This is a genomic window from Pseudophaeobacter sp. EL27 (genome assembly GCF_900313025.1).
Classification (GTDB): Bacteria; Pseudomonadota; Alphaproteobacteria; order Rhodobacterales; family Rhodobacteraceae; genus Pseudophaeobacter.
The window spans coordinates 1-25,428 of record NZ_OMPQ01000013.1 but is presented as its reverse complement, the minus strand read 5'-3'; the positions used below and the strand labels follow the sequence as shown (position 1 = coordinate 25,428).

The following is a 25,428-nucleotide window of genomic DNA, read 5'->3' as shown; positions in this document are numbered from 1 at the left end:
GGAACGAGAGAGCCAAAATGTCGATCTGGGAATATGCCAATCCGCGAAAGTTCCTGCACACCTCTGAACGGGTGATGCCGGTGCTCTGGGTGAGCTCGGGCCTGTTGATGGCCGTGGGGCTGATCTGGGGTTTTTTCTTTACGCCGGATGACTATCGGCAGGGCTCGACCGTCAAGATCATCTTTTTGCATGTTCCGGCAGCGCTGATGGCGATCAATGCCTGGTTTATGATGTTGGTGGCTTCGTTGATCTGGGTGATCCGCCGTCACCATGTCTCGGCGCTCGCCGCCAAGGCCGCCGCCCCGGTTGGTATCGTGATGACGCTGATCGCCCTGGCCACAGGCGCAATCTGGGGGCAGCCGATGTGGGGCACCTGGTGGGCCTGGGATCCACGGCTGACCTCGTTTCTGGTATTGTTCCTGTTTTACCTCGGCTATGTCGCCCTCTGGGAAGCCATTGATAACCCCGACACCGCTGCAGATCTGACCGCGATCCTCTGTCTGGTGGGCACTGTTTTTGCGGTGCTCAGCCGTTATGCGGTGAATTTCTGGAACCAGGGGCTGCATCAGGGGGCTTCACTAAGCCTGGATGAAAAGGAAAACGTGGCGGATGCCTTTTCTAACCCGCTCTATGTCTGCATGGTGGGTTTTGGCCTGTTCTTTGTGGCTATGGTATTCTACCGCACCGGCACCGAAATTCGGGCCCGGCGGATCAAGGCGCTGATGGCGCGCGAACGGCAGGAGGCGTAACCCATGTTGCCGGATCTTGGGAAATACAGTGACACGGTGCTGAGCGCCTATGCCGCCTCGCTGATCCTGTTGGCGCTTTTGGTGGCGTTTACTCTGTGGCGTGGTCGCCGGGTACGACGCGAGATGGAGACGCTGGAGCAAAGGATGCGCCGGGATGGCTAAGTTTTCTCCGCTGATGGCGCTGCCAATTGTGGTCTTTGCCAGTTTTGTTGGTCTTGCCGTCACCGGCATGTACCGCGATGATCCCGAAGCCCTGCCCTCGGCGCGCGAAGGCCAGCCCGCGCCTGCGGTAGTGCTGACAGAATTTGTCGGTAAAGAGCTGTTTGACGATGCCAACCTGCGCGATGGTGAGGTCAAGTTGGTGAACTACTGGGCCAGCTGGTGTGCGCCTTGCAGGGTGGAACACCCGAGCCTCGAAGCGCTGGCGCAAGAGGGCATCAAGATCTACGGGGTGAACTACAAGGACCAGCAGGGCAATGCCGCATCCTTCCTGCAGGAGCTGGGCGACCCCTATGCCGCCATTGGCCGCGATGAAAAGGGCCGTATGGCGCTGGACTGGGGCGTATACGGCGTGCCGGAAACCTATGTGGTGGATGGCAGCGGCAAGATCGTTCTGCGCTTTGCCGGGCCGATAACAGAGCGGGTGATCGAAACCACGCTGCGTCCGGCATTAGACAAGGCGCGCGGGAACTGAGCCCGCCTTGCCGTCAATGATACCTCAGGTCTGACGCAGCGGCATCAGGAAAAGATTGTTAGGTCGAGATCCAGGCCAGTGCCCAACCAGATACCGTGGTCGCGGTGATCTTCTAGCTCGTTTCCGGTTTCGGGGTGGGCAAAGATGATAAGCTCGCCCCGGTTCAGCGCCAGCCAGGGCAGCAATTTGGCAAACTGTTCGGGCGTCGCTGCCAGTTGACAGGACCACATCGGGTGCGGGCCGACGGGCTTTTCATGGACACGGCCCATTGGAACACCAAATTCGGCGGCGGCGGTTTCACATAGGGTTCTTGCCTCTGCAACGCTCTCAGCGTCGAAATAGACATGAGCATGATAGCTCTGAATTGTGGTGATCTGTTTCATGAAGCCATTGTCACCCGAGATGCTATGGCCTGCAAGAAAGTGAAACCGCACAGATGTTGTGCGGAGTTTCAGGGAGAGGGGAGGGGGTCTGGCACGGAATAGGTGCGAAACTCTTGTTCACGGCGCATCGTGGCACTGCGTGCATCCAGATCGCCGCGCTCTGCCCGCCAGGTCATATAGTCATCCAGATGTTCCGAGGACTCCCACAGGTGAAACACTGATATTTCAACGCGACTTTGATTGATACCCACGCAGGCTTGCAAGCATCCCGGAAAAGAGCGGGTTTCAGGGAGCATGGCCAAGACTGCTTGGTAGTGTTCTTTAAAGGTTTGAGGAGTGGGGTAGACAATCGCAAACGCAGCCTCTTTCATATTGGGGCATCCAGCCTTTCTTTTGGTGTCGGACTTCAGAGCCTTAGGCTCTATAGATGTATCTGATAGTTAGGTTTGCATGGCAAGAGCGGGTCGCACAACCTGAATTCATTCAGATAATTCTCGGCATAATTGTACAGATCGTTTAGCGGTAGAGCCGGCTTGCTGGCGACCCTGAAGGTTTTCAATTTGTGCCTGGATCTTGTCCGCATGCCGGGAGCATAGGGCGGATCTTGGCCGCATCACTTTGCTCGGCAATTCAATGCAGATCTTGACCAGAAACATTGGGAGTGGAACGCCGAGACGTTCCTGCAACAATCCGCATACCGGGCGAATACTGTAGCTGTCCTCACACCGAAGTGATGCATGACACGGTCCGCGAGGTGGTTCTCGCGCCAGGCTCAAGAATGATTGATTGGTGTTGCAGGGCAGGGCGCAGTAAATCTGAAAAGATAGAGGCTCCTTAACCAGACTGCCGAGTTGCGGCAAGAAGCAGAAAGAACGACCCATGCGATCCATCACAGCCCTTGCCACTGCTTTGTACCTTGCCCTCGCAGGAGGGGCGGTGGCGCAGCAGGTTGATACGGCTCAGCCGCAGCCCGTGGTGGTGGAGCTGTTTACCTCGCAAGGCTGTTCCTCCTGTCCACCAGCAGACGCCCTGTTAAAGCAACTGGCGCAGCGCTCTGACGTGATCGCTCTTGCTCTGCATGTGGATTATTGGGACTACATCGGTTGGAAAGACAGCTTTGCCAGCCCCGCCCACACCAATAGGCAAAAAGGCTATGCGCAGGTGGGGGGGCGCAAGATGATCTATACGCCGCAGATGATTGTCATGGGGCAGCAGGATGTATCAGGTGTTGATGCGATGGGGCTTGCGGATGCGATTTCAGCCTATCAGGCCCTTCCCCGGCCAGTGGTTCTGGACGTGCAGCGCCAAGACGGGCGTCTAACGCTGTCGGTCTCGCCGCAGAAGTCCCTGCCGGATGGGCCTGTTTTGATCCAGATCGTGCGATACACCCACTCGGAAACCGTGGATATCACACGTGGAGAGCTGGCAGGTCATCGGATCGGCTATGCCAATATTGTGAATGATATACAGCAGGTTGCGATCTGGGATGGGCGCGAGGCGGCTGACTATACTGTTGAGTATGACGGTATGCAGCCTGCGGCCATTGTGGTGCAACAGGGGCCCTTTGGGGCCGTTCTGGCTGCTGCTCGGCTGCAGTGAAGGCCACCGGATTTGAAGTTGGGCCTTGAGAGTCAGAAGTTTCCGAGCCGCACCCCGTCTTGCGACTTCTAAGAGGCCTCAGGATCTTTCCTGGGTGGCTTGTTGGACTCAAATGGCTTCCAGCGCCGGTGGATCCAGAACCATTGGCCCATGTGGCGACGCACGATATTTTCTAAGTCATCGCAGATCTCCCGGGTCATGGTGATAGGGTCAGAAGCAGGGATTTCGGCGTTTAGAATGACCTGGAAATCCAGCCCATTTTCCTGCCGGACCCCATAGATCGGTATCAAAGCTGCGCCATATTTCAAGGCCAGCTCCGCCGGTACAGTTGAGGTGACTGCGGGCTTGCCAAAGAAGTCAATCAGCTCTCCATTGTGCACGTGGAGGTCCGCGACGATTGCGATTATTCCACCTTTTTTGAGGTGCCTCACCATCTCTACCATGCCACGTTTGCCCTGTTCGAACATTGGGGTGCCAATCTGGCTAATGGTGCGTACATAGTGGTTGTTGAAATATGGGTTTGCCATTCGCCGGTACAGCGCCCCCATTGAATAGCCCCGAGAGATCAACCCAGCACGGGCCGCATCGTAATTGCCAAAATGCCCGGTAACCAGAATGACGGGTCGCCCGGCGGCGCGTGCTTCTTCAAGGGCTTTTAGACCTTCGCCGCTGATGGGGGCGGCCTTGGCACGCTCAATAAAGGGCGCTCCAGCGTAAAGCTCAGCAATGGTCCGGCCTGCATTATTGCTGACGTCGCGGCACATCTGGTCCACGTCCGGCGCCGTCAATTCTGGGCAGGTCAGGGCCAAGTTTTCGCGAATTCTACGATCAAATCCCACAACAGGCCCCAGGGCGCTGACCAGCTTGCCAATCAGGGGAATGCGCCATTGATAGGGCACAAGACCGGCCAAACCCAGGACCCCGCGCAGGGCAATATTTTCGACATAATAGGAGGCGCGTTGCCTGGCCGTCAGTTGCGATGGATCTAGGGGCATAAGGGGGAGGGCCTGCAGGGAGATGGATCAGAAAAAGATCATAACCTTTGGTGAACAAAGGCACAACCAAAGAGCCCTTCAGAGACTGCAAGGGCAGCTGCAACCCAATAACAGCGTACCAGTATAAATAGCCCTGGGGGCTACTCTTCTTCTTCGTCGGCGGTCAGCTCAATCTCGCCGGTTGTCACAAGGTCACGCATCGCCGAGACGATCAGACCAAAGGCGGCCTCCCCATCGCTGCGCTTGACCTTACCGCGCTCCGCCACTTCTTCGCGGATATTGGTGGCCATCCGGCTGGACATATTGTCGAGCAGGAAGTCATTGGTGGCGATGTCTTCTTCGGTGGTTGCAAAGGCAATAGCGGTGACCAGTTCCGGCTGCGCCAGTACACGCATTAGTTTGGGCACGTCCAGCGGCTGCATGCGCTGCGCCAACAGACCATAGGTGAAGATGGCTCGGCGTACGTCGGTGGCAAAATCTTCGTCTTCTTCCTCCAGTGCGATCAGAACCTCTTCCCGTTTGGCGGCTGCGGCCTCGGTCAGAATGGCGCCAACACGCTGGCCAGGGGTGGTTTCAAAGGCAAGATCAGGGCGGGCCTCGACTTGGCCGGCAAGAGAAAGCCCAATGCGATCAACGGTATCTGGGGTGACGTTACTGGTGTGGCTGACGGCATAGGTGATCTGACGCGCCACCTTGCCGGGCAGATGAACCAGCATCTGTGCTGCTTTTGCGGTGTCCAGTTTTGACAACAGAACTGCTGCAACCTCGATGCTTTCGGCCTCTGCCAAAGAGGCGAGATCTTCCGGGGGCAGGGCCTTGAGACGTTCCCAAGGGTCGCCAAACTGGCGCACACCAGCCTCTTTGCGCAATCGGCTGGCAGTCTGGCGGCTGATGCGCCCATCCATCGCGGTCAGCGCTCCGGCCAGGCCATTGGGAAACGTGAGGCCCACATTGTCGAGCATTTCGGCAAATTCGGCTGCAACGGCATAGAGCGTATCGCGGTCAACAAGGCGCATCTTGCCCATCTGCTGAGTCAATTCCATCTGCAACTCATCTGGCAGCTCTTCGATGGGAATATCAGCGCCTTCATTGAGCAAAAGGCGCACAACGATGGCTGCTTTGGCCTTACCGCTTAGCTTTGGAGCAGACAAAGAGCCTCCGCCTAGTCCAACCGGAGCCGGAGCGGAGAAATCGCCCATTCCACCACCATCAGTGGTCATCGGTAGAGCCAACATATCGTCTTGCAGCATTCTAGCACCCTAGCCAAAAAGATTCTTTTTCGGTCAGGTCTAAGCTACCTCAGAAGCGGTAAAGAAAAGCTGAAGTTTAGTAGCTGGTTGTGGCGCCGGTTTCCAGGGCCTGACGCAGAGAGGTCTCTGGCCAGGTTCCTTCACCGCCACGGGCGCGGATTTCTTTCCACTCAGCCAGGGCCAGGCCAAATTGACCTTCCTCGACAAAGCCTTGCCCCATATAGGACCGCGCCAACAGATTATTGGGGTCCTGGGCAATTGCTTGATCATAAAAGGCCTGGGCAAGGGCGCGGTTGCCCAGCTTGCGATGGGTGAAGCCCCAGTAGGTCAGTACCCGCGCATCGCCCTGGTCCGCCATCGCAGAAAGCACTGCCTGAGCATCCTCATTGCGACCGGCATAGGCCAACTCACGCGCCGCATCATATAAACCATCCTGATTCAGAGAGGATTGTTTTGGTCGCACGCAACGCCCCTTTGCTTCATCCCAAACCCGTTTGCCTTTGCAGGTTTTGGTTGTCTCGCTGGGCGTCGGGGGTGTCGGCGTATCGCTTCCGGCCGAAAGTGCGGGAAGAGGCAGGGTCAGCGCGGTTGCAAGAACGAGGTAACGCATTAATCAACTCCGGATTATGGGGGCTTTGAGCCAGTATAGTGCAGAACCTTCTTTTGTTTACAACTCTCCACTGACGGTCCGGTCACCTTGTCGTGAGAGAGCAGCAGAGTATCCCCAAAAAAAGGCGCCTCTCCGGTGGAGAAGCGCCTGATCATTTGCGACAAGTGGTTTGCCGGTTAGGCGTCAAAAACCCGTTTGAAAATCGTATCAACGTGTTTGGTGTGGTAGTCCATGTTGAATTTCTCTTCGACACCATCGGTGCCCAGCGCGGCAACCACTTCGGCATCGGCCAGCAGCAGTTCGCGGAAATCGAGGCGCTCTTCCCAAACTTTCAAGGCATTACGCTGCACCATGGAATAGGCGTCTTCGCGCGACACGCCAGCCTGTGTCAGCGCCAGAAGCACCCGTTGGCTCATCACCAGGCCGGGGAACTTGTTCATGTTGTCGAGCATGTTTTCGGGGAAGACCAGCATCTTATCGACAACACCGGTGAGGCGCGCCAGGGCAAAATCCAAGGTGACGCAGCAATCAGGGCCGATGGCACGCTCAACGGAGGAATGCGAGATATCGCGCTCGTGCCACAGTGCCACGTTCTCCATCGCCGGGATCACGGCAGAACGCACCAGACGGGCCAGACCGGTGAGGTTTTCGGTCAGGACCGGGTTCTTTTTGTGCGGCATGGCCGAGGAACCCTTTTGGCCCATCGAGAAGAATTCCGCGCCTTCCAGAACTTCGGTGCGCTGCATGTGGCGGATTTCAGTGGCGACATTCTCGATCGAGGATGCAATCACGCCCAGAGTGGCAAAGAACATCGCGTGACGGTCGCGCGGGATCACCTGTGTGGAGATCGGTTCGGGGCTCAGGCCCAGCTCGGCGCAGACGTGTTCTTCAATGGCAGGGTCGATATTGGCGAAAGTGCCAACCGCGCCAGAGATCGCACCGGTGGCGATTTCTTCCCGTGCCAGTTTCAGGCGCGCCATGTTGCGGTCCATCTCAGCGTAGAAACGCGCAAATGTCAGACCCATGGTTGTGGGTTCCGCGTGGATGCCATGAGAGCGGCCAACACGCACCGTGTCTTTGTGCTCCAGCGCGCGCTTTTTCAGCGCCGCCAGCAGGGCTTCCATGTCCTTGATCAGAATATCGGCGGACCGTACCAGCTGCACGTTGAGGCAGGTGTCCAGCACATCCGAGGAGGTCATGCCCTGGTGCACAAAACGGGCCTCTTCGGAACCGACATGTTCGGCCAGGTGTGTCAGAAAGGCGATGACGTCATGTTTGGTCACGGCTTCGATTTCATCGATGCGGGCGACGTCGAATTCCACGTCCTTGGCTTTCCAGACGGCATCGGCGTTTTCGCGCGGGATGACACCAATATTGGCCATGGCTTCGCAGGCATGGGCCTCGATCTCGTACCAGATCTTGAACTTGGTCTCGGGCGACCAAATGGCGACCATTTCGGGGCGGGAATAGCGAGGGATCATTGGCGAAAGCACCTTTATGGGATTGTCCAGTTGATAGGGCGCGTCATACGGGAGGCGCGCCAATTGGGCAAGTCCGGGAAGGTCGATATGAAATATGTCGCAGCACAGGAAAGGGTCCGAAGACTACTGGTCACACCCCTTGCCAACGAAAAAACGGCACCTGTTTCAAGGCGCCGTTCAATCTATTGTTCCGCAGATCTGTTTCAGACCTTGGGGCGATGGGCCAGCATTTCCCGGTTGCGGCAATAGCTCGGGGCTTCGTCCAGATGGGCGTTCTCAGCTTGTAGGTCAGCGCAGCCCGCCTGATTGCCACAATGGCTGCAATTCAAGACTGCACGTCTGAACTTGCGGCCTTCGGCCTCTGGGTCGGCGGCAATGCTATCAGCAAAATCTACTCCCAGGCGATCTGCCATGCCCTCAACCAGTTCGGTGCTTCGTCCGAGTTTTGAAAAAAGTCCCATGCGCGTCTCCTCCGTGTGGACGAATGTCCAGATTGTTGAGGCGAAGATGACATGGATCCCTCAGGTCGACTTTGATATGTATCAATACCATTTCTTGAGATTGCTTGATTGGTGACAGAGGTTCCTTTCTCTGGCTCCAAAGACATGGGCCAGAGATCGGGCGGTAGTTCTCACATCATGGAGTGCTCTTCTTCCAATGTTGTCAGAACTTTAGAGCTGTGTTCTAAGGTGCGATGCACCGGGCATTTATCCGCGATTTCCAGCAGCTTGGCGCGTTGCTCATCGCTCAAGCTGCCGCAGATGCGAATGGTTCGAATAAACTGGTCAATCTTGGCCGGCCCTGAGGGCAGCGCATCCTGTGCGTGGACCTTGTCATGTGAGACATCGACGCTGACGCTGTCCAGCGGCCAGCCTTTGCGGCGCGCATACATCCGAATGGTCATCGAAGTGCAGGCCCCCAGACCGGCGGAAACAAAGCCATAGGGGGACATGCCGCGATTGGTGCCACCATAGGCCAGGGGTTCATCCGCATAGGCGTGATGATGGGGGCCGGATTGGATATCCTGCAAGAAACCTGCCGGATCGGCCTCGGTGATCCGCAAGACACCTTCGGGCGCACCGGGGGGCGGTGCGGGCGGGGTGAGGTCAATATAGCGTCCGGCCCAGGCGGCGATCATTTCGGCGGCATATTCCGCATCCCGGGCCTTGCTGATCAGATGGTCTGCCTCATCCAGGGTGACAAAGCTCTTGGGGTGTTTGGCAGCGGTAAAGATCTCTGCAGCATTGTCCACGCTCACGGTGTCATCAAGCGGCGCATGCATCACCAGGAGGGCTGCATTCAGCTCTTTGATGGCAGGGGTGAGCGCTTCTGCCCTTATGTCCTCAACAAAGTCGCGCCCAATCACAAAGGGGCGCCCGCCGAGGCAGACCTCGGCCTGACCTTTGGATTGGATCTCAGGCAGGGCAGCATCAAAGTGATGCGAGACATGGCCCGGATCAAAGGGCGCACCGAGGGTGACAACACCTTTGATCGTCGGGATGCCGGCGCGGGCGCGCAAGACAGCAGCGCCCCCCAAGGAGTGACCAATCAGTAGCGAAGGTGCCATGTCACGGCCCGCGAGATATTGGGCGGCGGAGTTCAGGTCGGCAACATTGGAGCTGAAGGTGGTATTGGCAAATTCACCCTCGGAATGGCCAAGCCCGGTGAAATCAAAACGCAGCACGGCAATCCCCATTGAAGACAGACGTCCGGCAATGCGCCGCGCCGCCGGAATATCCTTTGAACAGGTAAAGCAATGCGCAAAAAGTGCTGTTGCCAGCACCGGGCCTGGGGGCAAATCTAGTCGGGCTGAGAGCGGTTCTCCGGAGTGACCGGGAAAGGTGATGCGTTCGGTTGCCATTGGGAAAGGCCTTGTTGCTAGGGGTGCCTTAGATTGCGCAGCCGGGGCACCTAGGGCAAGGCGGCAGTAGGAAACGTCACGGGAAGGTGAAGCAAAGAGATGAAAAAGGGAGCCGAAGGCCTTCCGCCCTGTGCAAAAAGCTATCAAATCCGACCCGATTGTTTAGCGTGAAATTGCCGATCACCTGCATCTATCTGTTGCGCAGCAATTGCAGAGCAGGGTTACAGCTCCTAAGGTCCGGGGCATGAAACCTATGCTGCTCCTTCCTGCTCTGATCTGTGGCCTGACTGCTCCGGCATCACTTGTTGCCCATCCGCATGTCTTTGTGGATACCGGTTTTTTGCTGGAATTTGATGAAAGCAACCAATTGGTTCAAATTAAAGTCACCTGGCAATATGATGAATTCTATTCTCTTTTGATTACCGAAGACCTGTTTCTGGACAATGATGGCGACGGCAAACTGACCCCCAGCGAAGCCGAGCGTTTGGTTGGGTTTGACACCAATTGGGACGAGGGGTTTAACGGAGATCTGGAAATCCGCGCAGGGGGTGATCTCCTGGCGCTGTCAGGCCCGGTGAACCCGACCACGGACCTGGTTGAGGGGCGGATTGTCAGCACGCATATACGCCAGCTGGAGACACCAATGGCGATGCAGGCGGGTCCTTTTTCGATCAAGGCCTTTGATCCGTCCTTTTACACGGCCTATGAAATCATACTGCCGGTGACACTGTCGGACAATCTGCAGGGGCTCTGCCTGCTGGAGCGGATCGAGCCGGATATCGTTGGTGGCTTGGCCATCATGCAGGCGCAACTGCTGAGGTTGGACGCCGATGCCGATCTGGAAGAAAATGACATTCCGCTGATGGGCGGAGAATTTGCCACTGAGATCCTGGTCACATGCCCCGCATCCTAAAAGCCCTGGCCCTGGCACTGGGCTGTATCGCACTATGTCTGAGCATCTGGTGGCTGGCGCAGGGGTTCCTTGCGCCCCTTGGGGACTGGGCCGCCGGGCATCAGCGCAGTTTCCAAAACAAGATCGCAGGGTCGTTGCGGGCCCTGAGAGCCGGAGAGCCGGGGGCGATTATGGCCCTGATGCTGGTGTGTTTTGCCTATGGGTTTTTCCACGCCATCGGCCCAGGCCACGGCAAAGTTCTGGTTGGCGGCTATGGGTTGGCGCGCAAAACACCCTGGCTCCGTCTGAGCGGCGTGGCGCTATTGTCCAGCCTTGGTCAGGCGGTCACGGCGGTGGTGCTGGTCTATGGCGCGATTACCCTGCTGCAACTTGGTCGCGACAGTCTGATCGGGGTGGCTGAGAAAACGATGGCACCGATCAGCTACGGGGCCATTGGTGCCATTGGCTTTTGGTTGCTGCTGCGGGGGCTGCGCAAACTCTGGCGGAGCGCGAGCGTCTCTTCGCAGGTGTCTCATGATCACGCGCATAGTCATGAGCATGAGCATAGCCCTGCCTCTTCCCATGGGCATGATCACGCTCACACGCTTGCCCATGATCACGACCATGGCACATCGGAGGTTTGTAGCGAATGTGGCCATCGTCATGGCCCGAGCATTGAAGAAGTCAGCGGCTTGCAAAACTGGAAAGAAGCCCTGGTTTTGATTGCGGGCATTGCCATAAGGCCCTGCACTGGCGCGCTTTTTGTTCTGGTGATTACATGGCAGATGGGCATTGCCCTGGCCGGTATTGCCGGGGCCTTTGCCATGGCACTTGGCACCGCACTGGTGACAATCACCGTAGGGCTCGCGGCTCTTGGGCTACGTGGCGGTGCGCTGGCTTTGTTTGCGCGTTCAGGGCGGGCCGCGCAGTTTGTGCCGATTTTGGAGATCGGCGCCGGATTTTTGGTTGTGTTGGTTGCCTCAGGATTGCTGATCCGGAGCCTTTGAGAGAGGCTCCGGATGTTCAGGAACCGCTGTTACAGCTGCCCCATCAAAGCGGCATCAAAGGGATATGTTGTCAGGTTTTCAAACCCATCCTCTGTGATCAGCACCTGATCCTCCAGCTTGATCGAGAAATCTCCTCCGACCTCGCCGACACAGGCCTCGACACAGAGCACCATGCCCGGTTCCAGTGGATAGTCATAGGCACCTGCCACTGCCTTGTCCGGGTAGGCAACCAGCGGCCATTCATCACAAAGGCCAACACCATGCATCAAGCAACCGTATTTCTGCGCCTGGAATTTGTCATCCAGTACATGGGTATTGGCGGTCAATTCGGGGATCATGACGCCGGGCTTCAACATCTCCATGTTTTGCATGATGTGCTCATGGGCGTGTTGCATGGCATAGACCATATCTGGGCGGGGTTTTTGATCACCAATCCACCAGCTGCGGGAGATATCGATACAGATGCCATAAGAGCCGATTAGATCGGTATCAAATGAGATGATCTCATTTTGTTGGGTGATGCGGGGGCCACATTCTTGAAACCAGGGGTTGGTGCGCTGCCCTGATGCCAGCAGCCGGGTTTCGATCCATTCACCGCCACGGCGAATGTTTTCCGCATGAAGCACCGCCCAGATATCGTCTTCGCTGGTCTTGCCGTCGCCGACATTGGCGCGGGCAAAATCCTCCATTACCTTCACAGCGGTTTCACAGGCGTGATTGGCGCAGCGCATGGCACGGATCTCATCCTCCCCCTTGATGGCACGGGTTTTCTCGGTGAGCTCCTCGCCCTCCATGATCTCAAAACCCTGCGCCTCAAGTGCGCGCAGCCCATGCAGCATGATCTTGTCGACCCCCAGCCGCTTATTGCCGCCGCCGTGTTCTTGGATCAGCTCCCGCACCTCGTTGGAGAGCGCATCAGCCGCCACATCAACCTTGTCGCCGCGATCAAAGTAGAAAAGATCGGCGCCCGAGCGCTGTTCGCGGACCAGAGGGTTAAAACTCGAAAGGAACGGCGAGTTTTTATAGTCCCAGATCACCATGTAGCCATCGGCGCAGACCAGCAGGGCACGGAATGGGTTATGGGTGTTCCACAGCTGCATATTGGTGCTGTCGGTGGCGTAGCGAATGTTTAAGGGATCAAACAGCAACACGCCGCCATAGTCACGGGCATTGATGGCCTGCACCAGCCGATTCCAGCGAAACTCCCGCATGCGGGTGAGGTCAGGCAGGATCAGCCCAGCGTCTTGCCATTCCTGGAAGGCCAGTTGGGTTGGGCCGATCTCGATCCGGTCATTGTTGTTTTCGCTGCCATCCCCCAGCTGGGTTCCACGGGTGGGGTCAATCTTGCGGATGTCTCGATAATGCAGGTCCATGGTGGGCCTTTCTCTCTGAACATGTCTGTCCAGTCTTGTGCAGCCATTCCCGGGATTCCGTTCTGATTGCGACCGTTGATTGGGCGTTTTTGAGCGATTTACGGCAGCTCGATTGGTAATCTTGGGTAGCAAAGACATGAAGGCAAACTATGATTCTGCAAAAATCCATTCCGCATAACCCCCTGGAAACGGTCAAACTGCCGGGTATCAAACCCTTGGATTTGAAGGATTGGCTGGTTCCCGATGATGCCTTTGCGGGTCAGATGGCCTGTCGTGACGCGCTGCTTGCAGAGCAACGCACGCAGGTTTTGCAGATGGATCCTGGTGCTTTGGCCCCCGCGCAGGAACTGTTGCAGATGGTTCTCGATCACAGATATCCGGGGCAGGGCGATAAGGTTCATCGGCCCGATGGGGTGACCGTGGATATCGACTGGCAGGATCCACTGGCGACGCTGGGTCTGATCTCTCAGGAAGACTTTTGTATACTCGAACGCCGGGAGGGCAGCGACGAGCATGTTTTGACAGGGGCAGTGTTGTGCTTTCCGGCCAGCTGGACGCTGAGCGAGAAATTCATGCGACCTCTGATTGCTATTCACGATACGGTCGACAGCTATGACGGCGGCATGGCCTCGCGGGTGCAGCGGCTGTTTGATGGGGTGCAGGTTGGACGGCCGCTGTGGCGGTTCAATGCGCTATGGTATCAGTCGTCGGATCTACATGCGCCACGCAGTGTGCAGGATCGCCGCGATACCAGCCACGGCAAGGATGCGCCCTTTATGCGCAGTGAAAAACAATCCATTCTGCGCCTGCCCGTCAGCCGTGCAGTGGTTTTTTCCATTCATACCTTCATGGTCCACAAGGATGATGTGATGGCGCAATGGGGGGAGACTGACGCAGTTGTATAGCTGTTTTGCAGGGGCATCCAATGCGCCCAGCCGGTCCATTCAGTGAGCCGGGCGCAGAGATTTAGTGGGGCAAGAGTACCTTGGCCGCAGCCTGTACCATGCCGGAGCCATGCAGGAACAAAATGACCATCCCGGTCAGCAGGGCGCGCACCGACAGCACCAGATCAACGCTACGGATGGAGTTTGTCACCATCGAAGCAACTGCGCGGGGAAGTGCCATTAACCAGCCGAGGCGGCTTTTTCCAAAGACCGTCTGATATGAGGCATGAGGCGCCGCCCCGGCGGGTCTGCGCCGGATTTTGCTGCGTGGTTTGATGCGCCGTGGCTGGCTCTGGATCTCGTCACAATGCTGTTCCAGAACTGGCGTTGCCTCATCCGCAGAGCCAAACCGGGCCTGACCACGTGCGCGTTCTGCCTCGGCATCAGCGCGGGCCTGGTCCGCCATCCAAAGACGTTTTGCTGCGGCTGACATTTCCGGCTCAGGCCGCGCTGCCGAAGACTGCTCCTGCGAAGGGACGGGTTTCTCAACGTGGCGTTCTTTGGAGAGAAACTCTTCCAAGAGAGAGGCAGGCTCGGGGGGGCTAAGCGCAGGTGAGGCATCGGCCAGAGCCTGTTCCAGCATAGTATCCGCTGCCACAATGGCTGCTTTTTCATCCTTGATCACCATGGCAGGGGAGTCAAAAAACGCCTCTGCAACGGGTTCTTCAAGAGGGGCAAATGCACCAAGGAATTGCTTCGGTGTCAGAGCTTTACTGGTTTCCTGCCAAAAAATGACCAGGGGATCCAGGGCCTCTGTCAGCCGCTTCAGGATCATTGCGAGCAGAATTTCTGAGATCTCCTGATCGCAAGCGTCAGGAAAACAAGGGGTCAATGCCAGCTCGATATAGGCAGCAGGGGCGGGAACGCCCGGCGGCGTCCGTACGCCAAGCCGCAAAGGAATACGGCGCAGGCGCAGGCTAATCTTATAGTGATCGCAGTCCAAGCCGATCCGATGGGGATCGCGGGCATTGATCTGAAGTGTCGGATGGCCGAATTCTTCCAGCGTATCCAGCAGCTCTGTCAGCGCCAGTGTCAGTTTCTCTTCGCTGCGGTGTTCAAACCCCAGCTTGCCTTTGTATTGCTCTACCTGTGCCACCGTCAGGGTCCTCCGTTCGGGTTGCTCTGCATAAACAATAGGGGGCGATCTGGCTCAAAAGTGAGGCGGGGAGAGACAATAGGTGAAGAAAAATTCAGATTTTACTTTGAAATTATGAATTTGTGAAAATTATTAATTTTCAGATATTTAGGGGGATCTGTTGCATTTTTCTTGGGTAAATTAGGCAATATGTGGGCGCTCAACCGCCACTTTGATGCCCCATACCCTACAATTGTCAGCGATGCGGGGGATTGTTCACATCTTTGTTTCAAGGTGCAAAACAGGAGGGGAGTGAGCCCGTGGCCAGGAGTGTGCCGACCGGGCTGGCGCCCGCCAAATTACCTGTCGATCTGACGCCCCATGATGGCGAGTGATTGCTGATAGACCGTCGCGGCGTTCCATTCCTTTAGGACACGGTAGTTGGGTTGACCCTCCTGGTAGCCCTTGCCGCGTTTCCAGCCCCGCTTTTGCAGATAGCGCGCGGTAGAGGCCAGGGCGTCTTCCAGGTCATAAAAATTGACCTGCCCGTCGCGATCCCAGTCAACACCGTATTTCAAGGCATTGCCGGGTAGAAACTGCGTATGGCCCAGCTCACCATGTTTGGCCCCGAGGGTGGCACCGGTTATGGCGCCCCTGTCTACCAGCTTCAAAGCACCCAAGGCATGGGGTTCAAAAAACGCTGAGCGGCGGCAATCATAGGTCAGGGTGACAATAGCAGAGACAATTTTGCTATCGCCCATATAGTTTCCAAAGGCGGTTTCCATGCCGTGAATGGCAATCAGCACCCCGGCAGGCACACCATATTTGCGTTCAAGAGCCGCATAGAACTCCGGATTGCGCGCCTTTCGTTTGCGGCCCTGCGCCACGATGGTGGCCGAGCCGCGGACCTGCATAAATTTCTCCAGACTGTAGCGAAAGCTCTTTTGGTTGCGATCGGCGGCGATGGTGCGGGTGGCATATTGCGCCTGCGCCAAGGCCTGAAGCCCGGCGGATTTTACGCCAGCCCGGCGCGCAGCCTTGGCAAAATCGGCTTTCCAGGCATTAAACCTGGCAGAGGTGTTACCGCAGGGGGCTGCGGAAGCGGGCAGGGCAAAGCTGCTGACGGCTAGGGCGAGGGCAAGAGAGGCAGGGGCAAAAAGGCGCATATAATCAGATCCTGAAAGCAAGAGGTGCAATTGCGATCAGAGTGTAACGAGACGACAGAGGGAGTCTAACGGGAAAACTGCCCCCTGTTTCTCATTTCTGACGGGCGCTTTTAGGCAAAGGCATCAGCAGCCGAGAGCGCCAGACCGTCCGCAACAGCCGTCATGGCATTGCGGTTCTCGACCGCAGCATTGGGGCAGAGCTGGCGCAGGCCGGTTTCTAAAGAGCTCAGCAAAGAGGAACCCCCAACCATGACCAACCGGTCGATTTGCCCGGGGGCCACATCTGCCTGAGCCAGGGTTTCAGCGGCACATTGGGCAATCTGTGCCATCATCTTGGCAAGGCTGTGGTGCATCAGCTCTGGGGGCAGTGGCGCTGACAGGCCGCGTTCCAGAATGCGCAAATCGATCCGGGGATCTGCTCCTGTCTCACCATTGGCCTGGATCTTGCCGCGCTCCACTGCAAAGGCCAGATCATGGCCCAACTCGTCCTCAAGGACGGAAACCAACCGGTTGAGTTTGACCGGTTCCACCGCGTATTTTGCCAGTTCACGCGCGGCCCGACGACTGTCGGCGGCGTAGAGAAAGGGGATCATCTGCCAGGTGGCGAGATCGTTGAACAACCGATTGGGCGCGGGCAGGGTCTCAGGCCCAAAGGCATTGCGGATCTGGCTGCCCCGTCCCAGGAGCGGCATCACATGGTCGATGCTGATTTGGCGGTCAAAATCGGTGCCGCCAAGGCGCACCCCATGCGAGGCCAGAATATGCGTCTTCCCGGTACTGTCCTGTTCAAACAGGGTGAAATCCGAGGTGCCCCCGCCAATATCAACGATCAGTCCCAGCCCTGCGGATGGCGCAGCAGAACGCACGGCGGCCTCGGGTTCATAGAGAAAACGCACGTCTTCGAAACCCGCAGCCAGGTAACAATCGCACAGATCTACCTCTGCCTGGGCATCACGGGCGGGATCCGCACTGTGAAAATGCACCGGGCGCCCCGACAGCGCATGGGTGAAGGTTTGATGGGTGGCCGCCTCGGCGCGGGATTTTACCTCTGCCAGAAACCGCGCAATGATCCGGATGAAATCAGTGACCTCGCCATTGATCCGGCGTTCTTCGCGCAACAGGGGCGTGCCCAGCAGGCTTTTGAGGGCGCGCATGAAGCGGCCCTCATCCCCATTGATCAGGGCGCGAGTCGCCGCGCGCCCAATGCGCATCGGCCGTTTGGGTTCAAAGAACACCGCTGTGGGCAGGGTGGTTTCACCGGGCTCCATCTGCACCAGAAAGGGCTGATCTCCAACCGCAATGCCCGCAGCGGAATTGGAGGTGCCAAAATCGATACCCAGAGTTTTGGGGGGCATAGCTGGGGCGGTCATGGCGCGGGCTCCTGTAGGGCGATGGAACGCGCCTTCCTATAGGAGCCGCCATGGGGCTTCAAGAGGAAGACGGTGAGTTGGATTTTGCCAAGTTGAAGTGAAGTGCCAAGTTGAAGTGAAGGGTTTGGGTTCTTGCCATAGGGGAGCCATTGGGTAAAGTGCCACGGAAAAGGAGAAAAACCCATGATCACAAAATCTGCCAAACTCTTGTTGTCTGTTGCATGCTGCGCGGTGCTTACGGCCTGTGGCGGGTTGCCTGCCAGCAATGAAATGCAACTCGACAAGGAAGCAAATGGCCGGTTCAGTGGCATTGCAGGTTCTGATTTCACACCTCAGCAGATCAAAATGCATGTTGAAATCGACGCCTGCCCCGGTGGCACCATGGTGGACTTCTCCGTCAGGGTATTGCCCTCGGAGCCGGATTACAAAATTTTTTCAGGGCGCTGTGTCGGAGAGGTAGGGGCGGTGGCCAGCCCGACGGGGGCAACGGTTCCAGTGCAGACAGCACCAGTACAGACAGTGCCTGTACAAACTGTGCCGTTAACCACGGCTGGCAACAGTGCTGGTTGGGACGGCTCGACCCCATTTGTGGACTGATCTGATGCAGCTTAACCCGCATTGCGCTGCGCGTCTTGCGGGCGGCCCATGCTGAGAAAAACGACACTCAAACGGAAAAAGGACGCCCAGATGGGGCGCCCTTTCTAACTCAGTCTAATCGCTCGGGATTAGCAGCTGTAGTACATGCCATACTCAACAGGGTGCGGCGTGTGCTCATAGGTCTGAACTTCTTCCATTTTCAGAGCGATATAGCCGTCGATCTGATCTTTGGTGAAGACGTCACCCTGCAGCAGGAAGTCGTGATCGGCTTCCAGGCATTCCAGCGCTTCGCGCAAGCTGCCCGCAACGGTTGGGATATCGGCCAGCTCTTCGGCAGGCAGGTCATAGAGGTTCTTGTCCATGGCCTCACCGGGGTCGATCTTGTTCTTGATGCCGTCCAGGCCAGCCATCAGGAGTGCTGCAAAGCACAGGTAGGGGTTTGCGGCCGGATCGGGGAAACGGGCCTCAACGCGCTTGGCTTTGGGGCTTTCGGTCCATGGAATACGCACGCAGCCGGAACGGTTACGGGCAGAGTAGGCACGCAGAACGGGGGCTTCAAAACCAGGGATCAGACGCTTGTAGCTGTTGGTCGCCGGGTTGGTGAAGGCGTTCAGGGTCTTGGAGTGCTTCAGGATGCCGCCGATGAAGTAGAGCGCTTCCTGGCTGAGGTCCGCATATTTGTCACCTGCAAAGAGCGGCTTGCCGTCTTTCCAGATCGACATGTTCACGTGCATGCCGGTGCCGTTGTCGCCGTAGATCGGCTTGGGCATGAAGGTAGCGGATTTGCCATAGGCGTGGGCCACGTTGTGGATCACATATTTGTATTTCTGCAGCTCATCGGCCTGTTTGGTCAGGCTGTCAAAGATCAGACCCAGCTCGTGCTGACAGGAAGCAACCTCGTGGTGGTGCTTGTCCACTTTCATGCCCAGACGCTTCATGGTCGAGAGCATTTCGGAGCGCAGATCCTGAGCTTCGTCGATGGGGTTCACCGGGAAGTAGCCGCCTTTGAGGCCAGGGCGGTGGCCCATGTTGCCCATTTCATACTCGGTGTCGGTGTTCCAGGAGGCGTCGGTGGCGTCGACCTCATAGGAGACCTTGTTGATCGAGTTGGAGAAGCGCACGTCATCAAACAGGAAGAATTCGGCTTCGGGGCCCATATAGGCCACGTCGCCAATACCGGAGGCCTTCAGGTAGGCTTCGGCTTTCTGGGCAGTACCGCGCGGGTCGCGACCGTAGGCTTCGCCAGTGTCGGGTTCAACGATGGAGCAGTGAATGCAGACGGTTTTTTCAGCGTAGAAAGGATCCACATAGGCCGAAGTTGTGTCCGCCATCAGTTTCATGTCGGAGTTTTCGATCGATTTCCAGCCAGCGATCGAGGAGCCGTCAAACATGAATCCTTCGTCGAGGAAGTCTTCGTCAACCATGTCCACGTCCACAGTGACGTGCTGCAGCTTGCCGCGCACATCTGTGAAGCGGATATCCACATAGGCCGCTTCTTCGTCTTTGATCATCTGGAGAACTGCGTCTGTGCTCATTCCCTTGGTCCTTCTGATTTTGATGTCAGGTAATTCTGATGTTTAAAGCGCGTCCGTGCCGGATTCACCGGTCCGAATACGGATGGCCTGTTCGACGGGAGAGACAAAAATCTTGCCGTCGCCAATTTTGTCGGTTTTTGCAGCATCGATTATGGCTTCAATGGCGGATTCGACCTGATCGGCCTCCAGCACAACTTCGATCTTCACCTTGGGCAGGAAGTCGACAACATATTCAGCGCCGCGATAAAGCTCGGTATGGCCTTTCTGACGGCCAAAGCCTTTGACTTCGATGACGGAGAGGCCCTGGACGCCGACGTCTTGCAGCGCTTCCTTCACCTCGTCCAATTTGAACGGTTTGATGATGGCTTCGATCTTTTTCATCGCTTCGGCTCCTCACTACCTTGTCGAGGCCCCTCAGATCATTTCTTAATGATGACGACAATGCGCTGTGCTGTCTCAGGGGGGGGAGGACGGCAGTTTTGAAGGTGTTTGATTAAAAATTAGGCAAGGCGCTGCAAAAATATGCAGAAGTGAATCGCCAAGTTTGAAAAAGAAGGAGCCTCATGATGACCGAACTGCTGACCTCTGCACAAATGCGCGCCATTGAGTTGGTCGCCATCGAGTCAGGGGAAATCACCGGGCTGGAATTGATGGAGCGCGCCGGGCAGGGGGTGGTTGAGGCCATTTTTGAGGAATGGCCGGAGCTTGCGGGGAAAGAGGGTGAGAAAGAGGGGGGCTCTGCCCCCCAGCCTGCGGCTTCCCCCCGGGATATTTCTGGCCAAATGAAGAAGCAGGTCGCACCAAGGCGCGCCGTGGTTCTATGTGGTCCTGGCAATAATGGCGGCGATGGCTTTGTGGTGGCGCGGCTGTTGAAGGCACGGGACTGGGAAGTGGAGGTGTTCCTCTATGGTGATGTAGAGACGCTACCGCCGGATGCAAAGCAGAACTGCAAGCGGTGGCTGGAGTTTGGGTCGGTTCTGCCATTGGAGAACAACTTGGAGACCTCTACGATGGAGGCGGATCTGGTTGTGGATGCCTTGTTTGGAACTGGATTGTCGCGCCCACTTCTGGATCTGGGGCAGATGTTGCTAGACATTTGCGAACAACGCGCTGTTGGATCGTACACACCGGCGGCGCAGCGCCAGGGGGCAAGCGCTAGGGTAGTTGCTGTGGATCTGCCCAGCGGTGTCTGTAGCGACAGTGGTAGGGCTCTTTGTGAGGCTGGGTTTAAGGGGCTTGAACAGAACGTCGCGGCAACAAGAGCTGTTGAGGCTGATCTAACGGTCACCTTTCATGGCATGAAGCTGGGGCATGTCCTTGGGGCAGGGGCTCGGTATTGCGGAAGAACTGTGGTGAAGCCCCTGGCGATTGACGGGTGTCACCCGACTGGTGGGCTTGTCACTCTGGTGGAGTGCGGGAGGGGGCAGTCCCTTGGGAAGGCATCACAAAATCACAAATATTCCCACGGACATGCCCTTGTTCTCTCCGGTGGACATGGCAAGACGGGGGCTGCGCGGCTAGCGGCACGCGGCGCGCTGCGCATTGGGGCTGGGTTGGTGACATTGGGGTCGCCGCGATCAGCCATGTATGAGAATGCCGCACAATTGACGGCGATTATGCTACATCAGATTGATGGAGCCCATGGTGTTTCTGAGTTGCTGGAAGACGAGCGGTTCAACGCGATCTGTCTGGGGCCTGGCCTTGGGCGCGGAATGGATACTCAGGCAGTGGTGATTGCTGCTTTGAAGGCGCGACGTGCCACTGTTCTGGATGCCGACGCGCTCACCCGGTTTGAGCGTGATCCGCAGGTGCTGTTTGATCTGCTTCATCAAGATTGCGTGCTCACGCCGCATGGCGGAGAGTTTGCCAAGCTGTTCCCGGATTTGGCGGCGAAGCTGGCAGCGCCTGCTCTAACTGGCCCGGCCTATTCAAAGGTAGACGCCACTCGAGAGGCGGCCTTGCGAGCCGGGTGCGTGATCCTGTTCAAGGGAGCGGATACAGTGATCGCCGATCCAGCGGGGCGTTGCTCGGTGAATTCAGCTCACTACGAACGGGCGGCGCCATGGTTGGCGACCGCGGGGTCCGGGGATGTTTTGGCCGGGATAATCACGGGGCTCATGGCACGCGGGTTTTCCCCCATGCAAGCGGCAGAGATGGGAGCTTGGCTACATGTGGAATCTGCCCGCACCTTTGGGCCGGGCCTGATCTCCGAAGATCTGCCTGAGCAGATCCCAGCTGTGCTGCGCAGATTGGAGCCGGAAGGTTAGCCGAGTGCAGTGATCTTGCCTGATTGAGCGCCTGCGGAGTGCCTGGCCGCTGCGACCTCCAGTCCCCCAGCATAGATGATATGGGGACGGCCAAAGTGCAGAACGGTCAGCGTGATTTCGCGCGGGCCAAGATCACAGATGAATTCTTCGTCTACCAGGGTTGCGGCCCGGGCCAGAGCTTGCGGTTTTCCATTGATGGCTTTGGCCCGTCAATCTCGGAGCAAAATCTGCTGATCGGCGGGCAGGATTACATCGCATTCCGGGCGGCTATCGCCAAGAGAACCAGGTGCAAACCAGATAGTATTGGTCCTGCAAGTGCGTTGTTGTATCGCGTTACAGGTGACCAGCCCCTGATCGCGAGAGATGATATCATCACCTGGGAGAAGTGTTTCGACACGGCAGTCACCACGCCGGGTGTGCAGCAGGGTACCGGGGAGCAGCGCAACAAAAGAGGCCTGATCGTCGACGCTCTGAAATGTGCGGCGGCGTGGGCTCGGTCTCGGGGGGGGGACCACCAACCCCGCAGGCCTGGGGGCTTGCGAATTTATTGGTTTCAACTCTTTTGCCTCAACTTTTTTGCTTAGCTTAGGGGGCAACAGTGATCTGGTCGCGCCATTTTTTGCTCAGACCTGCATAATAAGTTAATTTTTTCCCGATTGTTGCGCCGCTGCATTGTTAGGTTTTGGTGAAATTAGCGCTCGCATCCGGTTTCAACCTTTGCTATCCACCGCGGCAGGCAATCAGTGATTTGCCAAACGTGCGGGTGTGGCGGAATTGGTAGACGCACCAGATTTAGGTTCTGGCGCCGCGAGGCGTGGGGGTTCGAGTCCCTTCACCCGCACCACTCTGATTTTAAACGGAAAATCACAACTCTTTCTTGGTCATGGTTCAGGTGCGATTTTGAAGTTTTACACTTCTTTTTACACTCTGATTCTTGTTCCTATTCCGTTGTCGTTCTGTTCCGACGCAGCTGTGCAGTTTTCGAGAGCTGTTTTTGGCGAGCCTGCTGGCGGTACTTCTTGACCATTTCGAGAGATTTGTGCCCGGTGACAGATTGAATCTCTGTGTCTGAACAGCCCGCCTCCGCTAGTTCCTTGGCTGCGGTGTAGCGCCAGCCGTGTATCACATAAGCCTTGGCAGAAATTGCCTCCCGCACCTCTGACACAAGAAACTGCGCCCGGCGCTTGCTCAAGTGTTGGGTGAGGTTCTTCGCCAGGAGGTGCCGACCTGCTCTAGGCAATTGTGCGAGATAGGATTGTAGACGCTCTGGGCAGAAGATGGATAGGCGGACGCCTGTCTTTTCCTGCACTACTTCCATATAGCCACCTTTGAACTGATCCCACTCCATGGCAACGACGTCACCGATACGCTGACCGGTTCCGATGCTGAGTTCAAATATCGTTCTCTCAACTGTCAGGCCGTGATCTTTGCAGTAGCGCTCATAGGCAGCAAGTTTCACCTCTGGCCAGGCCTCGTAGCTGCCGCCTTTCAGCTTTTCCACACCCTGGGCGGGGTTTGCGGTGATCCATTCAAGATCGATTGCGTGACGAGCCAGGATTGATATCTGTTCAACCATTGCATTCGCTTTGCGCCATTGGTCTGCATACTGGTCACGGGCAGCGATCACATCGCGTCGCCGCAGTTTAGTGAAATCCTTGGATCCGTTTTTCTCGCGGATTAGTTCAAGTGTGCGGCGGTATTCTGCTTTTGTGCCAGCCTTCAGGCGCATGAAGCGCGGGGTTTGATAGTAGCTGACGATCACCGCCTCGAATGTTGTAGCAATTTCTTTCTTGGCCTTGCCCGTTCGGATGTTCCAATAGGCCCGATCAAATTCCGGGCTGTCAGGATCGTCAGGAAGCCTGATCCGGGTGTATCCCCGTCGAAAATACCAATAGTCCTTTCCATCGCGGCGGATGCAGGCGAGGTACGGCTTGGCGTTTTTCTTTACCATGAGAAATCATCTTCATTCATTGCGTCACCATTGAGCACTGCCTCAAGGTCAGAAACCCGCCAGCGTTCAAAGTTACCCGTAATCTTTACAGGCGAAGGCAGGGAGCCGGATTTTACGAGCTGGCGAAATTCCACTGGCGCCATATCCATAAGCTTTGCAGCGGTCTTTTCAGTGACAGCTATTCGTTCAACGCGTCCCATGCGGCTCTCCGGGTTGGTTTGAAGCGGTTTTGGGGGAGTTCATGCCGCCCGCTCCATTTGAGAGGCGTGGCTGCCCCACTGGCCTGCCATTGCTGCAGCGATGCCGGGGAAGAACTTGCTCCGCAACTTCCAACGCTCTGCGCCTGGGCTCGCTTTGTGAACGCTATCGCGGGACGTGGAACCGTCGAGGGAGCCTGTAGCTGCCAGAGGCGGCAGGTTGCGCAACCAGAAACAGGTTCTCTTTCGCTCATTGTCGGGGCCATTTGGGTCTGTCGCAAACTGCCAAGGCTGCACCGTCTGCGCTGGGCGCTGATAGTTTTGGATCCGCGCCTTGGCGTGTTTGTGCATTACGGGGTTCTCAACAGCCACGCAGGGGATGTGAGGCACATTCCAGACAGCTGAGAACAGCGCAGCGCCGTCGTCTAGTTCTAACCACATATCCTGCAGGCTGCGGCCTGTAGGGGGCTTGCTGAGCCAGCGGACGCCGCTATTGCAGAGACGGGTGCAAGGTGGGTGCATGACGGCCATCAGGTCCCAATCCCCCTGCATCACGTCGAGAATGTCACCTTGAATGTGGCGGTTGGTGGGCGTGTCAGATGGGAGCAGGTCGCAAGACCAAGCATCATGCCCAAAGGCAAGAAATGCCTCTCTCACGACTCCGCTGGTCTCGCATCCGATAAGTACTTTGGCCATGCTGATAAGCTTTCCATTTTGTGGTGCAGTTTCGGGGCTGGGGTTAAGGTTTTGGCTACAAATGCACGCTAAAGGTGTTGGTAGGCGCTCGGGTCGTCCGCCCATTAGGGTGCCGCAAGCTTGTTGTCACAGGCATAGAGATCGGGTGTGCGTGCTGCGCCCGATCTTTTACGTTTCAACCTTTTCCAATTTCATTCTCCATCAGATTGGCAGGGGCGAGACCCTGGCCGTTGTAGGGGCAGTCGAGGCGCAGATCGGTGGCGCGGCGGCGCTTGTTTCGTCCTGAGCCTCCCCCAATGAAGTGGTCCGCCCCTATGTTTAGAAAAGCGGAGGACCATAGATGGCTATTAAGAGACCGAAGCCCGAAGAGATTGTCGTGAAGTTACGGCAGGTTGAAGTGTTGATGGGGCAAGGGATGCCCCGGATTGATGCAATCCGTCAGATCGGCGTGACGGAGCAAACCTATTACCGCTGGAAGAAGAAGTACAGTGGAATGGGCACAGAGCAGCTTAAGGAACTGAAGCGGCTCCAGAAGGAAAACGAGCGCCTGCGCAGGGCGGTAACGGACCTGACGCTGGACAAATTGATCCTGTCCGAGGCCGCAAAGGGAAACTTCTGAGCCCCTCGCGCCGCCGTGCCTGCATCGACCTCATTCGCAGCAAGATGAAGGTTTCCGAGCGTCGCGTTTGCCGTGTCCTGGGCCAACACCGGTCCACACAACGGCGATTGCCACAGG

Annotated in this window: 27 protein-coding genes, 1 tRNA gene and 1 pseudogene; 11 read left to right on the top strand and 18 right to left on the bottom strand. The window is 57.0% G+C overall.

Annotation, left to right across the window (positions count from 1 at the left end; genetic code table 11):
• Positions 1–17: 17 nt before the first annotated feature.
• Genes ED661_RS15265 through ED661_RS15255 form a run of 3 tightly spaced genes read left to right on the top strand, consistent with a single transcriptional unit; the run spans position 18 to position 1,443 of the window.
• Complete coding sequence (locus ED661_RS15265; RefSeq protein ID WP_122074792.1) at positions 18–749, top strand: heme ABC transporter permease; 732 nt, start codon at positions 18–20, stop codon at positions 747–749.
• A 3-nt stretch (positions 750–752) separates the two neighbouring features.
• Positions 753–911: a heme exporter protein CcmD gene (ccmD, locus tag ED661_RS15260; RefSeq protein WP_162930145.1), complete on the top strand. Its 159-nt coding sequence runs from the start codon at positions 753–755 to the stop codon at positions 909–911.
• Complete coding sequence (locus tag ED661_RS15255; RefSeq protein ID WP_122074791.1) at positions 904–1,443, top strand: DsbE family thiol:disulfide interchange protein; 540 nt, start codon at positions 904–906, stop codon at positions 1,441–1,443. The genes ccmD and ED661_RS15255 overlap by 8 nt, the downstream gene beginning before the upstream one ends.
• A gap of 44 nt (positions 1,444–1,487) precedes the next feature.
• Here ED661_RS15255 and ED661_RS15250 read toward each other — a convergent pair whose 3' ends face one another.
• The gene (locus ED661_RS15250; protein ID WP_174214188.1) at positions 1,488–1,826 is read right to left on the bottom strand and encodes a DOPA 4,5-dioxygenase family protein; all 339 of its coding nucleotides are present in this window, start codon (positions 1,824–1,826) and stop codon (positions 1,488–1,490) included.
• Between the two features lie 68 nt (positions 1,827–1,894).
• Positions 1,895–2,197 (bottom strand): hypothetical protein, encoded by a 303-nt coding sequence (locus tag ED661_RS15245; protein ID WP_122074790.1) that lies wholly within the window; start codon positions 2,195–2,197, stop codon positions 1,895–1,897.
• A 508-nt stretch (positions 2,198–2,705) separates the two neighbouring features.
• Between ED661_RS15245 and ED661_RS15240 the strand changes: the two genes are divergently transcribed.
• Positions 2,706–3,425: a thioredoxin family protein gene (locus tag ED661_RS15240; RefSeq protein ID WP_122074789.1), complete on the top strand. Its 720-nt coding sequence runs from the start codon at positions 2,706–2,708 to the stop codon at positions 3,423–3,425.
• A 68-nt stretch (positions 3,426–3,493) separates the two neighbouring features.
• Here the strand turns inward: ED661_RS15240 and ED661_RS15235 are convergent, their stop codons facing one another.
• From ED661_RS15235 to ED661_RS15210, 6 genes are all read right to left on the bottom strand, one after another.
• Complete coding sequence (locus tag ED661_RS15235; protein ID WP_122074788.1) at positions 3,494–4,420, bottom strand: lysophospholipid acyltransferase family protein; 927 nt, start codon at positions 4,418–4,420, stop codon at positions 3,494–3,496.
• Positions 4,421–4,560: 140 nt separating this feature from the next.
• Positions 4,561–5,670 (bottom strand): flagellar motor switch protein FliG, encoded by a 1,110-nt coding sequence (locus ED661_RS15230; protein WP_122074787.1) that lies wholly within the window; start codon positions 5,668–5,670, stop codon positions 4,561–4,563.
• Positions 5,671–5,746: 76 nt separating this feature from the next.
• A complete protein-coding gene (locus ED661_RS15225; protein WP_122074786.1) occupies positions 5,747–6,280 on the bottom strand; it encodes a hypothetical protein in 534 nt (177 codons plus the stop codon).
• Positions 6,281–6,456: 176 nt separating this feature from the next.
• Entirely contained in the window at positions 6,457–7,761 is a 1,305-nt protein-coding gene (purB, locus tag ED661_RS15220; protein ID WP_122074785.1) for an adenylosuccinate lyase, read from the bottom strand.
• A gap of 203 nt (positions 7,762–7,964) precedes the next feature.
• On the bottom strand, positions 7,965–8,222 hold the full coding sequence (locus ED661_RS15215) for a DUF6455 family protein (protein WP_122074784.1): 258 nt from the start codon (positions 8,220–8,222) through the stop codon (positions 7,965–7,967).
• 170 nt (positions 8,223–8,392) lie between these two features.
• Complete coding sequence (locus ED661_RS15210; RefSeq protein ID WP_122074783.1) at positions 8,393–9,622, bottom strand: bifunctional alpha/beta hydrolase/OsmC family protein; 1,230 nt, start codon at positions 9,620–9,622, stop codon at positions 8,393–8,395.
• A gap of 253 nt (positions 9,623–9,875) precedes the next feature.
• Here ED661_RS15210 and ED661_RS15205 point away from each other — a divergent pair, with 253 nt between their 5' ends.
• Positions 9,876–10,535, top strand: a complete 660-nt coding sequence (locus tag ED661_RS15205) for a DUF1007 family protein (protein WP_254054858.1) — start codon at positions 9,876–9,878, stop codon at positions 10,533–10,535.
• Positions 10,520–11,521 (top strand): nickel/cobalt transporter, encoded by a 1,002-nt coding sequence (locus ED661_RS15200; RefSeq protein ID WP_122074781.1) that lies wholly within the window; start codon positions 10,520–10,522, stop codon positions 11,519–11,521. Before ED661_RS15205 ends, ED661_RS15200 begins: the two co-directional genes overlap by 16 nt.
• Before the next feature lie 29 nt (positions 11,522–11,550).
• On the opposite strand, the gene dddP is transcribed toward ED661_RS15200, so the two are convergent.
• The gene (gene dddP, locus ED661_RS15195; RefSeq protein ID WP_122074780.1) at positions 11,551–12,894 is read right to left on the bottom strand and encodes a dimethylsulfonioproprionate lyase DddP; all 1,344 of its coding nucleotides are present in this window, start codon (positions 12,892–12,894) and stop codon (positions 11,551–11,553) included.
• Positions 12,895–13,043: 149 nt separating this feature from the next.
• Between dddP and ED661_RS15190 the strand changes: the two genes are divergently transcribed.
• Complete coding sequence (locus tag ED661_RS15190) at positions 13,044–13,799, top strand: DUF3445 domain-containing protein (protein ID WP_122074779.1); 756 nt, start codon at positions 13,044–13,046, stop codon at positions 13,797–13,799.
• A gap of 61 nt (positions 13,800–13,860) precedes the next feature.
• On the opposite strand, the gene ED661_RS15185 is transcribed toward ED661_RS15190, so the two are convergent.
• The 3 genes from ED661_RS15185 to ED661_RS15175 form a co-directional block, all read right to left on the bottom strand.
• Positions 13,861–14,934 carry a hypothetical protein gene (locus ED661_RS15185; protein WP_122074778.1) on the bottom strand — a complete coding sequence of 358 codons (1,074 nt, stop codon included), beginning with the start codon at positions 14,932–14,934 and terminating at the stop codon, positions 13,861–13,863.
• Positions 14,935–15,272: 338 nt separating this feature from the next.
• On the bottom strand, positions 15,273–16,079 hold the full coding sequence (locus tag ED661_RS15180; RefSeq protein WP_122074777.1) for a lytic transglycosylase domain-containing protein: 807 nt from the start codon (positions 16,077–16,079) through the stop codon (positions 15,273–15,275).
• Between the two features lie 110 nt (positions 16,080–16,189).
• Positions 16,190–17,449: an Hsp70 family protein gene (locus ED661_RS15175; RefSeq protein WP_122074776.1), complete on the bottom strand. Its 1,260-nt coding sequence runs from the start codon at positions 17,447–17,449 to the stop codon at positions 16,190–16,192.
• Between the two features lie 183 nt (positions 17,450–17,632).
• On the opposite strand from ED661_RS15175, the gene ED661_RS15170 reads away from it, so the two are divergent.
• The gene (locus tag ED661_RS15170) at positions 17,633–18,046 is read left to right on the top strand and encodes a hypothetical protein (protein WP_122074775.1); all 414 of its coding nucleotides are present in this window, start codon (positions 17,633–17,635) and stop codon (positions 18,044–18,046) included.
• A gap of 128 nt (positions 18,047–18,174) precedes the next feature.
• Here the strand turns inward: ED661_RS15170 and glnA are convergent, their stop codons facing one another.
• Both glnA and ED661_RS15160 read right to left on the bottom strand, forming a co-directional pair.
• Complete coding sequence (glnA, locus tag ED661_RS15165) at positions 18,175–19,581, bottom strand: type I glutamate--ammonia ligase (RefSeq protein WP_122074774.1); 1,407 nt, start codon at positions 19,579–19,581, stop codon at positions 18,175–18,177.
• Between the two features lie 42 nt (positions 19,582–19,623).
• On the bottom strand, positions 19,624–19,962 hold the full coding sequence (locus ED661_RS15160) for a P-II family nitrogen regulator (protein ID WP_122074773.1): 339 nt from the start codon (positions 19,960–19,962) through the stop codon (positions 19,624–19,626).
• 185 nt (positions 19,963–20,147) lie between these two features.
• On the opposite strand from ED661_RS15160, the gene ED661_RS15155 reads away from it, so the two are divergent.
• Positions 20,148–21,848 carry an NAD(P)H-hydrate dehydratase gene (locus tag ED661_RS15155; protein ID WP_122075442.1) on the top strand — a complete coding sequence of 567 codons (1,701 nt, stop codon included), beginning with the start codon at positions 20,148–20,150 and terminating at the stop codon, positions 21,846–21,848.
• Between the two features lie 209 nt (positions 21,849–22,057).
• On the opposite strand, the gene ED661_RS22420 is transcribed toward ED661_RS15155, so the two are convergent.
• Positions 22,058–22,363, bottom strand: a complete 306-nt coding sequence (locus tag ED661_RS22420; protein ID WP_371412455.1) for a Hint domain-containing protein — start codon at positions 22,361–22,363, stop codon at positions 22,058–22,060.
• A gap of 244 nt (positions 22,364–22,607) precedes the next feature.
• Between ED661_RS22420 and ED661_RS15145 the strand changes: the two genes are divergently transcribed.
• Positions 22,608–22,692 (top strand) — tRNA-Leu (locus tag ED661_RS15145).
• A gap of 96 nt (positions 22,693–22,788) precedes the next feature.
• Here the strand turns inward: ED661_RS15145 and ED661_RS15140 are convergent.
• Genes ED661_RS15140 through ED661_RS15130 form a run of 3 tightly spaced genes read right to left on the bottom strand, consistent with a single transcriptional unit; the run spans position 22,789 to position 24,692 of the window.
• Positions 22,789–23,799: a site-specific integrase gene (locus tag ED661_RS15140; protein ID WP_122074771.1), complete on the bottom strand. Its 1,011-nt coding sequence runs from the start codon at positions 23,797–23,799 to the stop codon at positions 22,789–22,791.
• Complete coding sequence (locus ED661_RS15135; RefSeq protein WP_122074770.1) at positions 23,793–23,999, bottom strand: AlpA family transcriptional regulator; 207 nt, start codon at positions 23,997–23,999, stop codon at positions 23,793–23,795. Before ED661_RS15135 ends, ED661_RS15140 begins: the two co-directional genes overlap by 7 nt.
• A gap of 39 nt (positions 24,000–24,038) precedes the next feature.
• Complete coding sequence (locus ED661_RS15130) at positions 24,039–24,692, bottom strand: hypothetical protein (protein ID WP_122074769.1); 654 nt, start codon at positions 24,690–24,692, stop codon at positions 24,039–24,041.
• A gap of 340 nt (positions 24,693–25,032) precedes the next feature.
• On the opposite strand from ED661_RS15130, the pseudogene ED661_RS15125 reads away from it, so the two are divergent.
• Positions 25,033–25,428 (top strand): annotated as a pseudogene (locus tag ED661_RS15125) (transposase); the annotation flags it as partial.

Bases quoted from the DNA above. Each gene is read 5' to 3' on its own strand.
- purB (WP_122074785.1), bottom strand. From the start codon at position 7,761: ATGATCCCTCGCTATTCCCGCCCCGAAATGGTCGCCATTTGGTCGCCC.
- ED661_RS15135 (WP_122074770.1), bottom strand. From the start codon at position 23,999: ATGGGACGCGTTGAACGAATAGCTGTCACTGAAAAGACCGCTGCAAAG.
- ED661_RS15210 (WP_122074783.1), bottom strand. From the start codon at position 9,622: ATGGCAACCGAACGCATCACCTTTCCCGGTCACTCCGGAGAACCGCTC.
- ED661_RS15190 (WP_122074779.1), top strand. From the start codon at position 13,044: ATGATTCTGCAAAAATCCATTCCGCATAACCCCCTGGAAACGGTCAAA.
- ccmD (WP_162930145.1), top strand. From the start codon at position 753: ATGTTGCCGGATCTTGGGAAATACAGTGACACGGTGCTGAGCGCCTAT.
- ED661_RS15265 (WP_122074792.1), top strand. From the start codon at position 18: ATGTCGATCTGGGAATATGCCAATCCGCGAAAGTTCCTGCACACCTCT.
- ED661_RS15155 (WP_122075442.1), top strand. From the start codon at position 20,148: ATGACCGAACTGCTGACCTCTGCACAAATGCGCGCCATTGAGTTGGTC.
- ED661_RS15215 (WP_122074784.1), bottom strand. From the start codon at position 8,222: ATGGGACTTTTTTCAAAACTCGGACGAAGCACCGAACTGGTTGAGGGC.
- dddP (WP_122074780.1), bottom strand. From the start codon at position 12,894: ATGGACCTGCATTATCGAGACATCCGCAAGATTGACCCCACCCGTGGA.
- ED661_RS15130 (WP_122074769.1), bottom strand. From the start codon at position 24,692: ATGGCCAAAGTACTTATCGGATGCGAGACCAGCGGAGTCGTGAGAGAG.
- glnA (WP_122074774.1), bottom strand. From the start codon at position 19,581: ATGAGCACAGACGCAGTTCTCCAGATGATCAAAGACGAAGAAGCGGCC.
- ED661_RS15240 (WP_122074789.1), top strand. From the start codon at position 2,706: ATGCGATCCATCACAGCCCTTGCCACTGCTTTGTACCTTGCCCTCGCA.
- ED661_RS15205 (WP_254054858.1), top strand. From the start codon at position 9,876: ATGCTGCTCCTTCCTGCTCTGATCTGTGGCCTGACTGCTCCGGCATCA.
- ED661_RS15235 (WP_122074788.1), bottom strand. From the start codon at position 4,420: ATGCCCCTAGATCCATCGCAACTGACGGCCAGGCAACGCGCCTCCTAT.
- ED661_RS15225 (WP_122074786.1), bottom strand. From the start codon at position 6,280: ATGCGTTACCTCGTTCTTGCAACCGCGCTGACCCTGCCTCTTCCCGCA.
- ED661_RS15200 (WP_122074781.1), top strand. From the start codon at position 10,520: ATGCCCCGCATCCTAAAAGCCCTGGCCCTGGCACTGGGCTGTATCGCA.
- ED661_RS15250 (WP_174214188.1), bottom strand. From the start codon at position 1,826: ATGAAACAGATCACCACAATTCAGAGCTATCATGCTCATGTCTATTTC.
- ED661_RS15175 (WP_122074776.1), bottom strand. From the start codon at position 17,449: ATGACCGCCCCAGCTATGCCCCCCAAAACTCTGGGTATCGATTTTGGC.
- ED661_RS15170 (WP_122074775.1), top strand. From the start codon at position 17,633: ATGATCACAAAATCTGCCAAACTCTTGTTGTCTGTTGCATGCTGCGCG.
- ED661_RS15230 (WP_122074787.1), bottom strand. From the start codon at position 5,670: ATGCTGCAAGACGATATGTTGGCTCTACCGATGACCACTGATGGTGGT.
- ED661_RS15255 (WP_122074791.1), top strand. From the start codon at position 904: ATGGCTAAGTTTTCTCCGCTGATGGCGCTGCCAATTGTGGTCTTTGCC.
- ED661_RS15140 (WP_122074771.1), bottom strand. From the start codon at position 23,799: ATGGTAAAGAAAAACGCCAAGCCGTACCTCGCCTGCATCCGCCGCGAT.
- ED661_RS15160 (WP_122074773.1), bottom strand. From the start codon at position 19,962: ATGAAAAAGATCGAAGCCATCATCAAACCGTTCAAATTGGACGAGGTG.
- ED661_RS15245 (WP_122074790.1), bottom strand. From the start codon at position 2,197: ATGAAAGAGGCTGCGTTTGCGATTGTCTACCCCACTCCTCAAACCTTT.
- ED661_RS15180 (WP_122074777.1), bottom strand. From the start codon at position 16,079: ATGCGCCTTTTTGCCCCTGCCTCTCTTGCCCTCGCCCTAGCCGTCAGC.